At 37.6% G+C, this 16,702-nt stretch carries 12 protein-coding genes; 10 read left to right on the top strand and 2 right to left on the bottom strand.

What is annotated here, in order from left to right; translation table 11 throughout:
• Nucleotides 1–13: 13 nt before the first annotated feature.
• The 6 genes from B8967_RS10610 (at nt 14) to B8967_RS10585 (ending at nt 7,371) form a co-directional block, all read left to right on the top strand.
• Entirely contained in the window at nt 14–676 is a 663-nt protein-coding gene (locus B8967_RS10610; protein ID WP_084086075.1) for a copper homeostasis protein CutC, read from the top strand.
• Between the two features lie 128 nt (nt 677–804).
• Entirely contained in the window at nt 805–3,276 is a 2,472-nt protein-coding gene (locus B8967_RS10605) for a beta-mannosidase (protein ID WP_084086074.1), read from the top strand.
• Between the two features lie 154 nt (nt 3,277–3,430).
• Nucleotides 3,431–4,672, top strand: a complete 1,242-nt coding sequence (locus B8967_RS10600; protein WP_084086073.1) for a hypothetical protein — start codon at nt 3,431–3,433, stop codon at nt 4,670–4,672.
• 16 nt (nt 4,673–4,688) lie between these two features.
• A complete protein-coding gene (locus tag B8967_RS10595) occupies nt 4,689–5,966 on the top strand; it encodes an SPFH domain-containing protein (protein WP_084086072.1) in 1,278 nt (425 codons plus the stop codon).
• Between the two features lie 4 nt (nt 5,967–5,970).
• Nucleotides 5,971–6,318: a threonine/serine exporter family protein gene (locus B8967_RS10590; protein WP_084086071.1), complete on the top strand. Its 348-nt coding sequence runs from the start codon at nt 5,971–5,973 to the stop codon at nt 6,316–6,318.
• A 144-nt stretch (nt 6,319–6,462) separates the two neighbouring features.
• The gene (locus B8967_RS10585) at nt 6,463–7,371 is read left to right on the top strand and encodes an AEC family transporter (RefSeq protein ID WP_047485579.1); all 909 of its coding nucleotides are present in this window, start codon (nt 6,463–6,465) and stop codon (nt 7,369–7,371) included.
• Here the strand turns inward: B8967_RS10585 and B8967_RS10580 are convergent.
• Nucleotides 7,368–8,132, bottom strand: a complete 765-nt coding sequence (locus tag B8967_RS10580; protein WP_084086070.1) for a sulfite exporter TauE/SafE family protein — start codon at nt 8,130–8,132, stop codon at nt 7,368–7,370. The two genes, B8967_RS10585 and B8967_RS10580, sit on opposite strands and share 4 nt — an antisense overlap.
• 103 nt (nt 8,133–8,235) lie before the next feature.
• On the opposite strand from B8967_RS10580, the gene priA reads away from it, so the two are divergent.
• The 3 genes from priA (at nt 8,236) to B8967_RS10565 (ending at nt 14,332) form a co-directional block, all read left to right on the top strand.
• Nucleotides 8,236–10,683: a replication restart helicase PriA gene (gene priA, locus B8967_RS10575; protein WP_084086069.1), complete on the top strand. Its 2,448-nt coding sequence runs from the start codon at nt 8,236–8,238 to the stop codon at nt 10,681–10,683.
• A 161-nt stretch (nt 10,684–10,844) separates the two neighbouring features.
• Nucleotides 10,845–12,314 carry a D-alanyl-D-alanine carboxypeptidase/D-alanyl-D-alanine endopeptidase gene (gene dacB / locus B8967_RS10570; RefSeq protein ID WP_084086068.1) on the top strand — a complete coding sequence of 490 codons (1,470 nt, stop codon included), beginning with the start codon at nt 10,845–10,847 and terminating at the stop codon, nt 12,312–12,314.
• Between the two features lie 83 nt (nt 12,315–12,397).
• Nucleotides 12,398–14,332: a M1 family metallopeptidase gene (locus B8967_RS10565; protein ID WP_084086067.1), complete on the top strand. Its 1,935-nt coding sequence runs from the start codon at nt 12,398–12,400 to the stop codon at nt 14,330–14,332.
• A gap of 61 nt (nt 14,333–14,393) precedes the next feature.
• Here B8967_RS10565 and B8967_RS10560 read toward each other — a convergent pair whose 3' ends face one another.
• Nucleotides 14,394–15,272: a cupin-like domain-containing protein gene (locus tag B8967_RS10560; protein WP_084086066.1), complete on the bottom strand. Its 879-nt coding sequence runs from the start codon at nt 15,270–15,272 to the stop codon at nt 14,394–14,396.
• Nucleotides 15,273–15,431: 159 nt separating this feature from the next.
• Here B8967_RS10560 and kbl point away from each other — a divergent pair, with 159 nt between their 5' ends.
• On the top strand, nt 15,432–16,628 hold the full coding sequence (gene kbl / locus B8967_RS10555; RefSeq protein WP_084086065.1) for a glycine C-acetyltransferase: 1,197 nt from the start codon (nt 15,432–15,434) through the stop codon (nt 16,626–16,628).
• Nucleotides 16,629–16,702: the final 74 nt, after the last annotated feature.

Below are 16,702 nucleotides of genomic sequence, written 5' to 3'. Positions count from 1 at the left end.
ATAAAAAATAAAAATGTCAAAAATAGAAATAGCATGTTTCAATCCGGAATCCGCAGTAATTGCCTTTGCAAATGGAGCGGATAGAATAGAATTATGCGACGGATTAAGTGAAGGAGGGACTACACCGGGTGTTGAAGTAACCCAGGAACTCAGAGAAAAAATAAACATTCCGATTTTTGTGATGATCCGCCCAAGAGGAGGTGATTTTACCTATTCAGAAGCAGAATTTGAACAAATGAAAAATGATTTGATTCAGCTGAAATCTTTAAAGGTTGACGGTTTTGTTTTTGGGATTCTGAACGAAAATGATGAGGTGAATACAGAGCAGAACAAAGCGCTGGTAAAATTGGCAACACCACTTCCATGTACTTTTCACCGCGCTTTTGATAGAGCGAAAGGCCTGGAAGAATCTTTGGAAAAAGTAATAGAATGCGGATTTACAACCATTCTTACATCAGGTCAGAAACCTAATGTGTCAGAAGGAAAAGAAAACCTTAAAAAATTGGTTGAACTTTCCAATGGAAGAATAGAAATCCTTGTAGGTGGTGGACTTCGTTCCACAAATATTGAAGAAATACGTGCGCTGACCCATGCCGGTTATTTTCACTCTTCTGCAATTACAGATGGCGGCGCTTTTGCTAATGCCGGTGAGGTTGTTGCCTTGAAGACTAAGTGATTATGGTAATATAAAGTTCGTTTTGTCATTTCGAACGTAGAGAGAATCCCAACCTACATTATTGAGATTCCTTCGTTCCTCGGAATGACAAAACTACTATACACCTCTTAATGTAAATAAACTTATTAATGAATAAAACGATCTTTTTTGCTCTCTTTTTCATTCAGAATATTCTTTTTGCACAATCTTCAGCAAGAGATTTGTCCTCTGAAAACTGGCAATTTAAAAACTCAAAAGATAAAAACTGGCTTCCTGCCAAGATACCGGGAACGGTTCATCTGGATTTAATGAGCAACAAAATCATTCAGGATCCTTTCAAAGATGAGAATGAAAAAAAAGCACAGTGGATCGAGAACGAAGATTGGGATTATCAAACCACTTTTACAGTTTCCTCGAAAGAGCTGGACTATCATAATATCGACTTGGTTTTTAATGGGCTGGATACGTTTTCTGAAATTTATCTTAATGGGAAACTGTTGAAAAAAACAGATAATATGTTCAGGAAATGGGAAATTCCGGTGAAACAGGATTTGAAAAGTGGTGAGAATATATTGCAGGTCAAATTTAAATCAGCAGTTGCAACAGGAAAAGTTTTGGCTCAAAAAGTTCCTTTTACAATGCCGGAATCACCAAGAAGTTTTGTGAGAAAAGCACAGTATCAGTTTGGATGGGATTGGGGACCAAGGCTTGTCACGGCAGGAATTTGGAAAGATGTAAAGCTTAGATTCTGGAATACAGCCAGATTGGAAAATGTAAAGGTTGAGCAGAAAAATATATCAGATAAAAATGCAGATCTCAGTATTCATACTTTAGTATTTGCTGATAAAGAGGGACAATATACGGTAAACATTAACCAGGAAGCTAACAGTATACATTTAAAAAAAGGACAGAATAAGATCAGTATTCCTTACCACATTCAAAATCCCAGACTTTGGCAGCCTAATGGATGGGGAGAACCTTACTTATACAACATAAAGATTGTGTTGCAGAAAGACTCAAAACTCTTGTCTGATGAAACACTGAAGATTGGTCTGAAAACAGTAGAACTGGTACAGGAAAAGGATGGAAAAGGGAAGTCTTTCTATTTTAAAGTTAATGGAAATCCACTCTATATCAAAGGGACAAACTGGATTCCTGCAGACAGTTTCTCTCCAAGGATTACCAAAGAAAAATATCAAAAACTCATCAGAGATTCCAAAGAAGCTCATATGAATATGATCCGTATCTGGGGAGGTGGAATTTATGAGGATGATGAATTTTACAAAGCTTGTGATGAGAACGGAATTTTAGTGTGGCAGGACTTTATGTTTGCGGGAAGTTTTTATCCGGCAGATGCCGCATTTTTAAATAATGTAAAAGAAGAAGTAAAAGATCAGGTCAACAGGCTTCAGAACCATCCGTCTATAGCTTTATGGTGTGGGAATAATGAAATTGATGAAGCGATTGTCAACTGGGGATATCAGAAGCAGTTTAAATATTCCAAAAACGATTCCGTACAGGTTTGGAAAGACTATAAAAAACTTTTCCATGACCTTATTCCGAATACATTAAAAGAAAACCTTACAGCAGATAAGAATATCTATTGGCCGAGTTCTCCGTCAATCGGATGGGGGCATAAGGAAAGCCTTACAGAAGGAGATTCCCATTATTGGGGCGTTTGGTGGGGCGAACAGCCTTTTGAAATTTATAATGAAAAAGTAGGACGTTTTATGTCTGAATATGGATTTCAGGGAATGCCTACTTTAGAAACTACAAAATCTATATTTAGTGGAACTCCGGAATTGAATCTGCAGAACCCAGCAATTAAAGCTCATGAAAAACATGGCCGGGGTTGGGAGATTATCAATGCATATATGCAGCGCGATTATAAAATTCCGACTGATTTTGTACAGTATAATTATGTTTCTCAATTGCTGCAGGCCAGAGGAATGCAGATTGCTATTGAAGCCCATCGCCGGGCCAGACCTTATAATATGGGAACTTTATACTGGCAGCTTAACGACTGTTGGCCGGTAGTTTCATGGTCTTCCATTGATTATCTTGGGAACTGGAAAGCATTTCATTATCAGGCAAAAAGAAGTTTTGAACCTATATTAATATCTGCTTCTGAAACAAAGGAAGCATTTGATATGTATTTTGTTAATGATCTGCTTAATGATTTAGAAATCAGTTCAGGAGCTGAACTGATTGATTTTGAAGGTAAGGTTCTTTGGTCAATGGAAGCTAAGGATAAGCTACTGGCCAATTCAAGTGCAAAACATATGGAAGTAAAAAAAGATAACTTCTCAAAATTCGATTTATCAAAATCTGTATTAAGAGTGTATTTTACAACCGGTTCAGTACAACAGGAGAAGCTGTTCTTTTTTAATAAACCTAAAGACCTAAAGCTTCTGAAACCCACTATTAGTATTAAGAAAATTTCACCTACAGAAATTGAATTGTCTACTGATGTTTTGGCAAAAGATGTTTATTTAATTGGAGATGCTCATTTTAGCGATAACTTTTTTGATCTGTTACCTAAGACCTCAAAGAGAATTATCCTTTCAAAACCTTTGGATAACATTGAAGTATTGAGTCTTTGGGAGACGATGAAAAATTAAAAGATATAAGGACGTGAAAGGTAAGTAAAAAGGATTGGCAAATGGCCAGTCCTTTTTTTGTTGCCTCCTATCCGGTGATGAGTGGTTACGGGAACCCGTAAAAATTCCCTGAGGCTTTTTTATAACATTGTAAAAAATTACTAATACCTATAGTATGTATAACGAAAAATTGGAGAGACTCATTGAATTGGCATTGGCCGATGGAGAATTAACAGAGAAAGAAAAACAGGTGCTTTTTAAAAATGCAGAAGCTGAAGGAATCGATCTGGATGAATTTGAAATTGTGCTGGAAGCCAGGCTTTTTGAAAAAACAAATGATAAAAATTCGCAATCAGCAGCCCCTCACTCTGACAAATTGGGAGATGTAAGAAAATGCCCAGCCTGTGGAGCGATTGCAGAAAGTTTTGCAACTAAATGCTCAGATTGCGGAACAGAATTCAGGAATATAGAAGTCTCAAGCAGTGTCATCAGATTTTTTGAAAAATTGGATGAAATAGAAGCAACCAGAGATAGTAGCTTCTACACTCAGAATACCAGTAGTAATATTAATCTTGTTACTATTGCACTTTGGCTGTTTTTCTGGCCTTTTCTTATATTTTTCAAAGGATTACAGTTTATCATCAATAAATCCAAACCCGCCAAATGGTCTACCACCGATGCACGAAAAGAAGAGCTGGTACTGAACTATCCTGTTCCTGTTTCCAAAGAAGGAATACTTGAATTTTTAACCTTATCAGCAAGTAAAATCAATACGGCATCTTATTTCTCTCTGTTTTCAGAACAAACCAAGTATAAAAATACATGGAATAAGATATGGCTTAAGAAAATAGAACAGATTAATTCCAAAGCCTCCATTTCCATGAAAAGTGACACTGAAACTTACAGCGAAGTACTTACCATTGTAGAAAGTTCCAGAAGTATTACCAAAGAAAATAACAGGAAGGTTTTTAAAGTATTAGGAGGAATGGTTATCCTGCTGATTGCCGTTGGTATCTGCATTGGTATTTCAAATAAATTGAATGAAAACAGAAATAGTAATTATGCTTCAAAAGTTAAATCAGCTGAGAAACTTATAGAAAGTAAAAAATATGATGAAGCTGAAGCGCTTGCTGCCGATATCGATAATGACCATAGCATTGAAATCAGGAGTAAGATACAGCTGGCAAAGCTTACAGAACAGCTGGATACTTTAGAACCATTAATCCAAAATAAAGAATATTCCAAGATTCGTCTGGCATTGGAAAAATTGAGATGGGCCAGAGTCAGTAATAAATCAGATTATAAAACAAAGGATATCGAGACTGTTTCCTACAAAATTTTTGTAGAAAAGAAAGAAGCGATTAACAATCAGTTACCGGAAAGAAAAAGAGCCGTAATTGAAAGCATGTACTTATAAATTTTAAAGAAAAGCGATGAAACTATTTGGAAATAAAAGAGAAGGCGGGCTAATGGATGTGATCCGTTGTGACGAACAGGAATATCTGGTTTGGAAATGGAGACCCTCCGGTTCTGCCAATTCTACAAATAAAGAAAACAGTATCCGCTATGGAAGCAGTTTACGCGTGAAGGAGGGAGAGCTTGCCGTGTTTTTTTACAAACAAAATGACGGAAGCATGCAGGATTTTATCCAGGGACCTCACGATCAGACCATTCATTCGGCAAACTTCCCGGTTCTCACCAATATGGTGGGTGCGGCATTCGGAGGCGGTTCTCCGTTTCAGGCAGAGATTTACTTTATTAACCTTTCCGGAAATATACAGATCAGATTTGGAATCCCTTATTTTGATATGTATGATCCGAGGTTTATGGACCTTGGGGTACCCTGTGCCGTTCGTGGAACACTCACTTTTAACCTTACCGATTATAAAAATTTCATTAAACTAAACCGGTTAATCAATTTTAACCTTGATGATTTTAAGGCGCAGATCAAAGATTTTTTTCAAAGGAAAATCAAATCTGTCCTTATCAGCGCGCCCCAGGACTATACTATTCCTGTGATGCAGATTGAAAGAAAAATAGATGAGGTAAGTGATATCATACAAAGCAGATTAAAAGGAGAATTAGAAGACTGTTTCGGGGTCAATTTAAAACGTCTGGATATCGGAAGCATTGAGCTAGACAAGCAACATCCTCATTACATACAGCTTAAAAGGGCAACTGCAGATCAGCAGACGAAATTTACTGAAGCGAAAACAACTATTGAAATTGAAAACCTTTCCGAAATGACCAGAATTCAGCGGAAAGACCTGGAGCTGGGAGTAGAAGGGAAGCACTTTGCCGTTCATCAGTTGAATCAGCATGCGGATGTCCTGAAGACAGCTGCCGCCAGCCTGGGAGGAATGAGCCATGTAGATCTGGGTGGTGGAGACGGTTTAAATGCTGCCGGACTTATGGTAGGAATGGGAGTAGGGGCTTCAATGAGAAATCAGCTTGGAGGTATGATGGATACTATGACCCATACGCCACCGCCCAATATTGCTTCTGATCCAATGTTTCATATTGCAGTGAACGGTCAGCAATCCGGCCCTTACAATCTTGAAACCCTTCGACAGCTTGCACAATCCGGGCAGTTTTCCATGAACCATCATGTCTGGAAAGAAGGAATGCAAAACTGGGAACTAGCAGGGAATACCCCTGAAACTGCCAGACTATTTAGTGTAACACCACCACCGCCGCCACCAACCATTTAAGACCATGAAATTAGATTTTATTAAAACCATAATTGCCGTTGCTGTAAGCTGCCTGATCGCTTATGGATTCTATACTTTGAACACCGGAGACTATAAAGAATTACTGACTGTCGGAAGCTTGATTTTCCTGATACCGACCTTAGCTTTAACGGTTGGTGTTACATTCCATCTACCCCGTACAACTTCACTGATAAAAACAGTTTCAGCGCTGTTTTTTGGACTGGCGATCATAAGCAATCTTACCTTCTCACTGATAGGTTTCAAGGAACCTGCATTATATATTATTGTATGTGGGATCTTATTTTTAATCTATTCCCTGATCACTTATTCTGTGAGTAAGGCGCAGCAATAGAATTCTTTTTTAACAATCAACCTTATAGGCTTTCTAAGCCTGTAAGGTTGTAAAAAAAATGAGAAATAATACTCTAAAAAATATAAATTTTACCTTTCCAACTCAAAAATCAACCGTAAATTTGTACCATATTTCTCTATAGTTATGGTAAATTTTGTTCTGATTGCAGTGTGCATTATTGCAGGAATGGTATTCAAAGCAACAAAATCTATCCACCCTGATGCCCATAAAGGTATCAATACCTGGATTCTTTATCTTGCTCTGCCGGCAGTTTCATTTAAATATCTTCCAAAAGTAAAATGGACGACAGAAATGCTGTTCCCGATTGTAGCGACCTTTTTAATCTCTGTTTTCTGTTTCTTCTTTATGATGTTCTACAGTAAGAGCAGAGGATATTCTAGGCGATCGAGAAGTACTTTAGAACTGGCAAGCGGATACAGCAATACTTCATTTATCGGTTTTCCTTTGATTAGTGCCTTTTATGGAGAAGGGCTGCTTAGTATTGCTATTATCTGTGATCAGACCATGTTTTTTGCCCTTTCAACACTGGGAATTATTGCAGCCGTGAAAGGAGGCAGCAGATCAGGAAAGGTGAGTGCTCAGTTTATTCTAAAACGTTTGGTGACATTTCCACCATTAATAGGCTGTATTTCGGCTTTGGTATTGTCTCAGTTTATAGATTTTACTGCAGCAGAACCCTTCTTTGATAAACTGGCTGCTACAGTAAGTCCTTTAGCTTTGTTTTCAGTAGGATTACAGTTAAAGTTTAACGGATGGAAAAAATTGATCCCTCAGATGTCCATGTCCATGCTTTATAAACTTATTTTGGCACCGGCAATGGTCTTAGGACTGGCTTTACTGCTGGGAATAAAAGGAGATATTGCCAAAATAACCATATTTGAAGCTGCCATGCCTACATTGGTTACTTCAAGCATTATTGCAGAACAGTTCAGGCTGAATACGAAGTTAACCAATCTGATTATAGGAGTCAGCATTATTGTAGGCTTTTTTACTTCTGCCTTTTGGTATGAGATGACCGAATTGTTTTTTTAGATAGAAGATGTCAAAATATAGGTTTTGATAAAGAAAACAGTAGTAATGACAAAATTGAAAATTACAATTCCGGTTCTTAACTTCACCGGATCAATTTTTTTAGTGAAATATGCCCCAAAATAGCCTCCTAAAATGGTTGCGGCCATCATGGTACAGGTTTCCGGCCAATATACCTTTCCGGCCGAAATAAATAAAATAACAGCTGCAGCATTCGCTATTCCTGTAAAAAGAGTTTTATTAGCATTAATCACTTTAATATCTGATAATCCAAATAATGACCATACTGCCATCATCATAATTCCTACAGCTCCTCCAAAATAATCACCGTATATTCCTAAAATAAATTGAGCTCCTAATACCAGCCCAGAGCCAATATGTATTTTTTTTCTAAGCCAATGCCCTATTTGTTTTCCAAAAGCAAAAGCAAGGGAACCCAATAAAAGAAGCCATGGAACAATTAAGTTAAAACCTGCTGATGGAGTATATAAAAGCAGTAATCCACCTGCACACCCACCTAATAAAGTAAGGATAAGCATTGCCTTTATTGAGATATTAGGAAAAGGTTGAATGTATTCTCTGAATTTCCATGCACTGGCCAGACTGCCGGGAAACAACGCTACTGTGCTTGAAGCATTGGCCTGAATGGGAGGAACTCCCGCATAAATAAAAGCTGGAAAAGTAATGAAAGACCCACCACCTGCCGCTGCATTAAGAGCTCCAGCTATAAGTCCGATTAAAAATAATAAAATATAGTTTTCCATGAAAAAGAATAGTAAATAAAGGTAGGACAAAAAAAAGGGAATCATCAATAAAAGATTGCAGTTCTCTGAAGAAAAATTTAATTTTACACTTTAAATATTTCCCTTGCAATACGTCCAAATTGTTTTACCCCTGAATTTAAAAGGATCTTTCACATACAAAGTTCCGGAAGACCTGATGCCGGAAATCGAAATAGGGATGCGTGTTTTGGTTCCTTTTGGAGGTAAGAAAATTTATACGGGAATTGTTTTTGAGCTTCATGATCATGCACCGGAAAACTTCGTAGCAAAAGAAGTGATCAGCCTGCTGGATGATAAACCAATACTTCCGGAAGAACAGATCAGATTCTGGAATTGGCTCTCAGGTTATTATTTATGCAGTTTGGGAGAAATCTACAGGTTAGCATTTCCTTCTTCTTTAAAGCTGGAAAGCGAAACGTATTTAAAATTGAAACCGGGGGCTATAGTAAACTTTGAGAATCTCGATGTTAATGAGATGTATCTTATCCAGGCATTGGAAGTACGTCAGCTTATTAATTTAACAGATATTGAAGCATTTATCCCCAAAAAGGATATTATTAAAACCATCAATTCGCTGATTGATCTGCAGTATATTGAGATTGATGAGAAAATTGCTGAAAAATATAAAGCTAAGGAAGTTGCCTATGTAAGAATCAATCATGATGTTTTAGGCAACCAAAATCTTACAGAAATCCTTTTAAAGCTCAATAAAGCTCCTAAACAGAAAGATCTGTTCCTTCTTATTCTGGAGAAACAGACTGAGCATCCTGACCTTCCTGTTAAGAAGGCTGAGCTGTTTGAAGACGGCTATTTTGGAAGTTCTCATTTTAAAGCCCTGGCAGACAAGGGTCTTGTTGAGGAATATTATATGCAGAAAGACAGGATTGAAAGCTATGAAGGAGAAATAGAAGAGCTGGAAGAACTTTCCGAACAGCAGAAACTGGCAAAATCTGAGATAGATGAAGCTTTCGAAGAAGGGAAAAATGTTTTACTGCATGGGGTTACTTCATCCGGAAAGACCCATATTTATTTAGAGAAAATAGAGGAATGCATTAAAGAGGGACGGAATGTATTATTTCTGCTTCCTGAAATTTCTCTGACTAAGCAGATTACTCAAAGATTAGAAAAAAAATACGGTAGACAACTTGGGTTCTACCATCAAAAACTGACTGATTTTGAAAGAGTAGAGGTTTGGAGACGAATCAGGCAAAATGATATCCGGATTCTTATTGGTACCCGGAACGCTTTGTTTTTACCCTACCAGAATTTAGGCTTAATTGTGGTGGATGAAGAGCATGATTCTGCGTACAGACCCAGAGAAGTTACGCCTTATTTCAATGCTAAAGATGCAGCGCTGGTGCTTGGTGGTTTCTATGAAGCAGGGGTGATATTAGGCTCTGCTACTCCTTCTGTGGAAAGCTATTACCGCGCACGAAAAGATAAAATGAAATACATTTTCCTGACTGAAAGGTTTGGAAATGTAGACCTTCCTGAATATGAACTGATCAATTTTAAAGAAGCTCAGGATTCAAAAAAAGTTTCCGGAAATTTTTCTACAAGGCTTATTGACGAGATCAAAAAGACTGTGGATGAAAACAAACAGGCTATTGTTCTTCACAACCGCCGTGGTTATGCTAATGTTGTGGAATGTGAAAGCTGTGGTTATGTGAACTATTGCTCCAACTGTGATGTGGTAATGACTTATCATAAAGCAGCCAATGAAATGAAATGCCATTATTGTGGGCAAAGAGCTTCAAAACCTAAAACCTGTCCGAAATGTAATTCTGAAAATATGAATGAAAGAGGAGTAGGGGTAGAGCAGATTCATGAAGAGGTTTCCAAATTGTTCCCGGAGAATGAAGTGGACAGGATGGATGTGGATTCTATGCGTAAGAAGTTTGCCTATGAAAAGCTCTATGAAAAAATTGAAGAAGGTGAAACTGATATTGTGGTAGGAACGCAGATGATTTCCAAAGGTCTTGATTTTGATCATATAGAATTGGTGGCGATTCCAAAAGCTGATTCCTTATTATATGTTCAGGATTTCAGAGCTGAAGAAAGAGCTTACCAACTGATCACCCAGGTTTCCGGAAGAGCAGGAAGGGTTTCCGGAAAAGGAAAGATATTGATCCAGACTTACAATCCGGAGCATTCTGTATTTCAGCTGATCAAGATGAACACCCCTGCCAAGATCTATAAATACATCCTCACAGAACGTCAGAAATTCCATTATCCGCCTTTTACCAAGCTGATTATGATAGAGCTGAAACACCGAAGAGATGATAAAGTGGACCGTGCTTCACAGTTTCTGGGATCTATCTTAAGAAAATACCTCCCTGAAGATTGTGTTTTAGGACCGGAAAGAGCACAAATTGCAAGGTTGAATAATTTATATCAATTCCAGATTTTACTGAAACTTCCCCGTGGGAAAAACTATGAAAAGTTCAAGAGTATGGTTTTGATAAGTTTGAAGGAATTTGATGAAATCACTGCATATCAAAGTATTAAAAAAGGTGTTTTTGTTGATTTTTAACAATTTTTAACAAACTTTAGCCTCTTTTATAACGGGGTGATGACCTGTTTTCTGACAATAATTTCTACTTTTGGACGTTGATTAAGTGTTTGGCCGTTTTATTGAATGATATAACTTATCATTTTTTATAGCGTCGAAACTATAGAACAAAAAGAAGATAGATGGTAAATTTCAGAAAATATATTTCAAGCGCAGCGGTATTGGCTTCTGGTTTTTTCCTAGCTCAATCTACCGTTTCTACTGTTCTTTACTCACAAGCCTATGACAATCAGAAAAACAGCTTAAATCTACCCTCACCCGTTAGCTCGGTGGTGGAGAAGACTGTTTTGTCGGCTAAAGAATTAGTAGATATTAATGTAAACACAATGATGGCGGATCCTGTGCTGAAAAATGCAACCTGGGGATTCGTAGTGTATGATCCGAAAACGAAGAAAGTAATCTCTTCGTACAACGAGAATACTCCGTTAGTTCCGGCTTCTACCACGAAGCTGCTGACTACTGAAACAGCTTTAAGCTTACTTGGAGAAAACTATCGCTGGATGACCCAGCTCGAGTATTCAGGAGCTGTAGATGAAAATGGAGTGTTGAATGGTAATCTTTATATCGTAGGAAGTGGTGACCCTTCTTTAGGAACCAATAAGGCAGGAGCCTGGTCTTACAGGGATATTATTTCAGATTTCATTGGCGGTCTTTCACGAGAAGGGATTAGAAAGGTAAATGGTGATATTATTATTCAGACAGCGCTTTTCAAAGGCAATATTTCAATGCTTCCGGAAAATGTTGTATGGCTAGAGAACAATAATTATTATTTGCCTGTAGGAACAACCCGTGGAATAAATCCTGCTAACGAAAAGCTGATCGTCAAAAAAGCTAATTTCTCTCCGGAGAAGAAGTTTTTCTACGTTTCGCCTTACGCCAACCAGATGGTTTATGCCGAAAAATATGATGGAGAAGGGGTTTTGACAACCAAACTTCCTGATGCACCGGCGTATTTGGCCAATTCTTTCAGAACAACTTTAACGAAAAGTGGAATTCCCGTTACCGGAAAAGTGACTCCTAAAATGACGGATGCAGCTCCGGAAAGCAGAAAGATGATTTCAGCGTATAAATCTCCAACTTTAGGGGATATCATTTATTATACCAACCAACATAGTGATAATTCATTAGCTGAAGCCCTGCTGAGAACCGTAGGATTTCAGAAAATGGGGGATCAGACTTCAGATTCAGGAAGAATTGTCGTAACAGGTCATTTAAGAGATGCCGGTTTTGATATGAATGGTCTGAACTATATGGATGGTAGCGGACTTTCAAGAAGTAATAATGTAACTCCTATTTCTCAGGTGAAGTTTTTAACTTCTTTAATGGACGAGAAATACTATAAGTCTTATCTTACTTCACTGCCGGTAGGCGGACAATCCGGAACATTAAAAAGAATGTTTATCGGGGGAGGAAACGGACAGGTATTTGCAAAAACAGGAACTTTAAATAAGGTGAAAACGTTAGCCGGTTATTTGAAGACAAATTCAGGAAAGACTTTAGTTTTTTCTTTAATGGTGAACAATTATGCAGGATCTGTTGATATGGTGAAGAAAAGGATGGAAAAAATTCTGGAACCTGCTCTGGATCTTTAGAAAAATATTTGAATATTATAAAAGCCTTTTAATCAATGATTAAAAGGTTTTTTTTATATTTGAATCTTACAATATTTGTACCTATGAGAAAATTTTACCTACTGATGTTGGGATTCTTAGTATCTCAACCGTCTTATGGACAAAAGCATCATCAAAGCATTGAGATGAAAGGGCTCATTGAAAAGGAAATGAAATCCTATACCAATAAGATGGCTGCAGGAAATGTCAATCCTAATACCTTGAACTATGACCTCCAGTATCAAAGAATGGATGTTGTTTTAGATCCCGGTATTAACAGTATTGCAGGTTCGGTGACTTCTCATTTTAAACCTAATCAGAGTATGGGAAGCATTTATTTTGATCTATCAAATGTTTTGACAGTTTCTCAGGTACAATATCACGGAACAAACCTTAGCTTCCAGCAGCTTCCTACAAAGGAAATAAAGATAAATTTTCCTTCCGCTCTGCCGGCTAATACCCTTGATTCCCTTACCATTCATTATTCCGGAGCTCCGGATCCTGTGTACAGTACTGTTATGTTTGGAACCCAAGGGGGAGCGAATACACCCGCTATGTCTACTCTTAATGAGCCTTATGGTGCCCAGGATTGGTTTCCTACAAAGCAGAGTCTGAATGATAAGATTGAACGTTTTGACTTTAAGATCAATACACCCTTACAATATAGTGTAGCTGCCAATGGGAAGCTAATGTCTGAAACTCCTATTTTAAACGGAAGAAAACTTACATTTTGGCGAACCATGTACCCTACACCTGCCTATCTGATAGCATTGGGGATTACCAATTATGTGAAACTGAATGATACTATTGGAAGCCCACCATTCCCTTTTGTGAATTATATATATCCTTCTACCAATGCAGATCCTAACAGTATGTCCGGTATTGAATGGACCAAACAGATTATGAATACCTTTGAAACATATTTTGGTGCCTATCCTTTCCGTAATGAGAAATATGGACATATGGAATATCTCAATGGAGGAGGAATGGAGCATCAGACGATGTCATCCATGAGTGGATGGAGCAAAACACTGATTGCTCATGAGCTTGCCCATCAGTGGTTTGGTGATAAAGTAACTTGCGGTGCATGGAATGATATCTGGCTGAATGAAGGGTTTGCTACTTTTGGAGAACATGTAGCATATGAAAAACTGTTGATGTCGAATCCTGAATTCCTTAATTATTTATCCGGCCAGGTTAATTTTATAACAGGTAATACCGGGGGAAGCGTCAATGTTCCTGATGCGAGCCTTTCCAGTGTAGGAAGAATATTTGACGGAAGACTTAGCTATGCAAAAGGAGGCTATGTATTGAGAATGTTGAAATGGATTTTGGGTGATGCCAATTTTTATCAAGCAATTAAAGACTATCATTCCAGACCCAATTTAGCTTATAATTATGTAAGGACATCAGATTTTAATGCCTCACTGCTTCAGTCTACGGGAAAAGATTTTACTGAATTTTTTAACGATTGGATCTATGGGGAAGGATATCCTACTTATGCCATTAAATGGAGACAGCTGGGAAATGAGCTTGTGTTTAATATTGGTCAGACGCAAAGCCATTCTTCGGTAAGCTTTTTTGAGATGCCTTTACCTATAAAAGTAACAGGAACGGGAGGGCAGATCGCTTATCTTGTCCTGAACAATACTTCTAATAATCAATACCTATCTGAAGCCGTAACCTTTCCGGTAGCAAATGTGAAGTTTAATTATGAATACCAGATCCTGGAAAGAAACTCTACTGTTACCCAGGATAATACCCTGAGTGTTGCTTCTGTAGACAAAGAAAACTTTGGCTTGTATCCTAATCCTGCAAAAAATGAACTTTATCTGAAAGGGATCACAAAAACAACAGATTTCTCTATTCATGCAATAGATGGGAAATTACTAAGAAAAGGGACTTATCAGCCTGGCAAAGCAATAGGGATTTCAGAATTGGTTCCGGGAGCCTATATCTTTACTGTTCAGGAGAAAAATATTAAATTTATCAAACATTAAAAAGATACAGAACAGGTTATCCTATCGAATAACTTTATGGATACTAAAAACAAAGAAGCTTTCATATGTGAAAGCTTCTTTGTTTTCTGGCAGCTTTTGCTCCTCTTGCCTTAGCAACTTTTACTTTGTAGGTAAACCATTTTTCTTTGAAGAGACTACGCATCATATTATCAAAATTCCTTGTCACAACTAGGTTCTTAAAGCCTCGCCATTTTTCAAGAAGACTGGAAGGTAGTGCCCTTATTGAAACGGAATAGCCTTCGGTATCATATTGTATATAGTGCCACCATCCGGAGGGAATATACAATGTCTCTCCCGGATGTAACACAGCTTCATAACCATTTAAGTAGAGGAGTGCAGGGTATTTTCTGTAATCAGGTTCTTTAATGTTGGCCAGGCTGTGAAAATTATAAGGCAGTTTATACATAAAGTCCGACTGCTCCCAGGGGAAAAGCCAAATTCTCTTGATACCCTGGAATTGGGTGATGAAAACGTGAGACATATCTATATCGATATGATTTCTGGTCACAGAGCCTTCGCCTCCAAAAAACATAAAAGGTAGCCATTTTAATATCTTGCCTCCGGTGACATCATTGTAAATAATGTCTTCTTTAAGCTCAGGTTTAACGGTCAGTAAATTAAATAGAAAAAGACGGTGTTCTGTTGGTTGGGATTTTATAAGATTCAGATAGTCTGAAAAGGTAGTCTGTGCAATAGGGCTGCTCGCCACTCTGTCCATAGAATCAAACTCACTTCCATAGATATTAACTTTATTGCTGCCTGCTATTTCCTTAAAATAATCATAGTTCCATTTTTTAAAAGCCGGGCTTTCGGGATCTGCGAAATCTTCAAGAATAATGGGAATCCGCGGTTTCATATGCTTGTTGATAAAGATTCTTGAACTTATTTTCTTTGTTTTTTCTACCGGGATCAATCTCATATTCTCTAAATTTTAAACAAATATAAATATTATCCTAGTAAATTAGTAGACTAATACTGTTAAAACTGTTTTTTACCTTATATTTTTAGAATAAAATTTATAAAAGGTTTTATTTTACGGCCTTTTTAGTAAATTAGCACATCTAAAAAATTACTAAAAATGATCTCTGAAAAATACCTTCAACATTTACAGAATGAGCTTCAGAATATTGAAAATGACGGACTTTACAAAAGAGAAAGAATTATCACTTCTCAGCAGAGTGCGGAAATAGAAGCTAATGGGAAAAAGCTTTTAAACTTCTGTGCGAATAATTATTTGGGATTATCCAATGATCCGCAAGTGATGAAAGCTTCACAGGATATGATTGAATCTCATGGCTATGGAATGTCATCTGTACGTTTTATCTGTGGAACTCAGGATATTCACAAAGAATTGGAGAAAAAAATTGCAGATTTCTTAGGTCTTGAAGATACTATCCTTTATGCTGCCGCTTTTGATGCTAATGGAGGTGTTTTTGAACCCTTGTTTACCGATGAGGATGCTATTATTTCTGACGAACTGAACCATGCTTCTATTATCGATGGAGTTCGTCTTTGTAAAGCAGCGAGATACCGTTACAAAAATAACGATATGGCGGATCTTGAAGCTCAGCTGATTGCTGCTTCTGAGAAAAATCACCATTTCAAAATTATCGTAACAGACGGAGTTTTCTCAATGGACGGTATTGTGGCAGACTTAAAAGGAGTTTGTGACCTTGCTGATAAGTATAATGCTTTGGTAATGGTTGATGATTCTCACGCTACAGGATTTATCGGAAAAACAGGCCGTGGAACTCATGAAGCTAATGAAGTAATGGGTAGAGTAGATATCATTACTTCTACATTAGGAAAAGCCCTTGGAGGTGCTTTAGGAGGATTTACTTCCGGTAAAAAAGAAATCATTGATATGCTGAGACAGCGTTCACGTCCCTATTTATTCTCGAACTCATTAGCGCCAGGAATTGTGGGAGCAGCTTTGAAAGTATTGGATATGATTTCTGATGATACTTCACTTCGTGATAAAGTAATGGAGAATGCAGACTATTTCAGAACGGAAATGAAAGCCAAAGGCTTTGATATTCCTGATGGCGATGCTGCTATTGTTCCGGTAATGCTTTATGATGCTCCGCTTGCTCAAAAAATGGCGGAAAAACTAATGGATGAGGGAATTTATGTTATTGGGTTCTTCTATCCGGTAGTGCCGAAAGGAAAAGCAAGAATAAGAGTTCAGCTATCTGCAGCACATACAAGAGAGCACCTTGATAAAGCAATTGTTGCTTTTGAAAAAGTAGGAAAAGAGCTGGGAGTGATCTCTTAATACTGAATTTGACCAGAGTACAGAAAATATAATGTTCGGCTCGGGCAGCTTTGCTGCCCCGAGCCGAACTATTT

The sequence above is a fragment of the Chryseobacterium sp. YR221 genome (genome assembly GCF_900176315.1).
Lineage (GTDB): Bacteria > Bacteroidota > Bacteroidia > Flavobacteriales > Weeksellaceae > Chryseobacterium > Chryseobacterium rhizosphaerae.
This window is presented reverse-complemented; position numbering and strand designations above follow the sequence as displayed.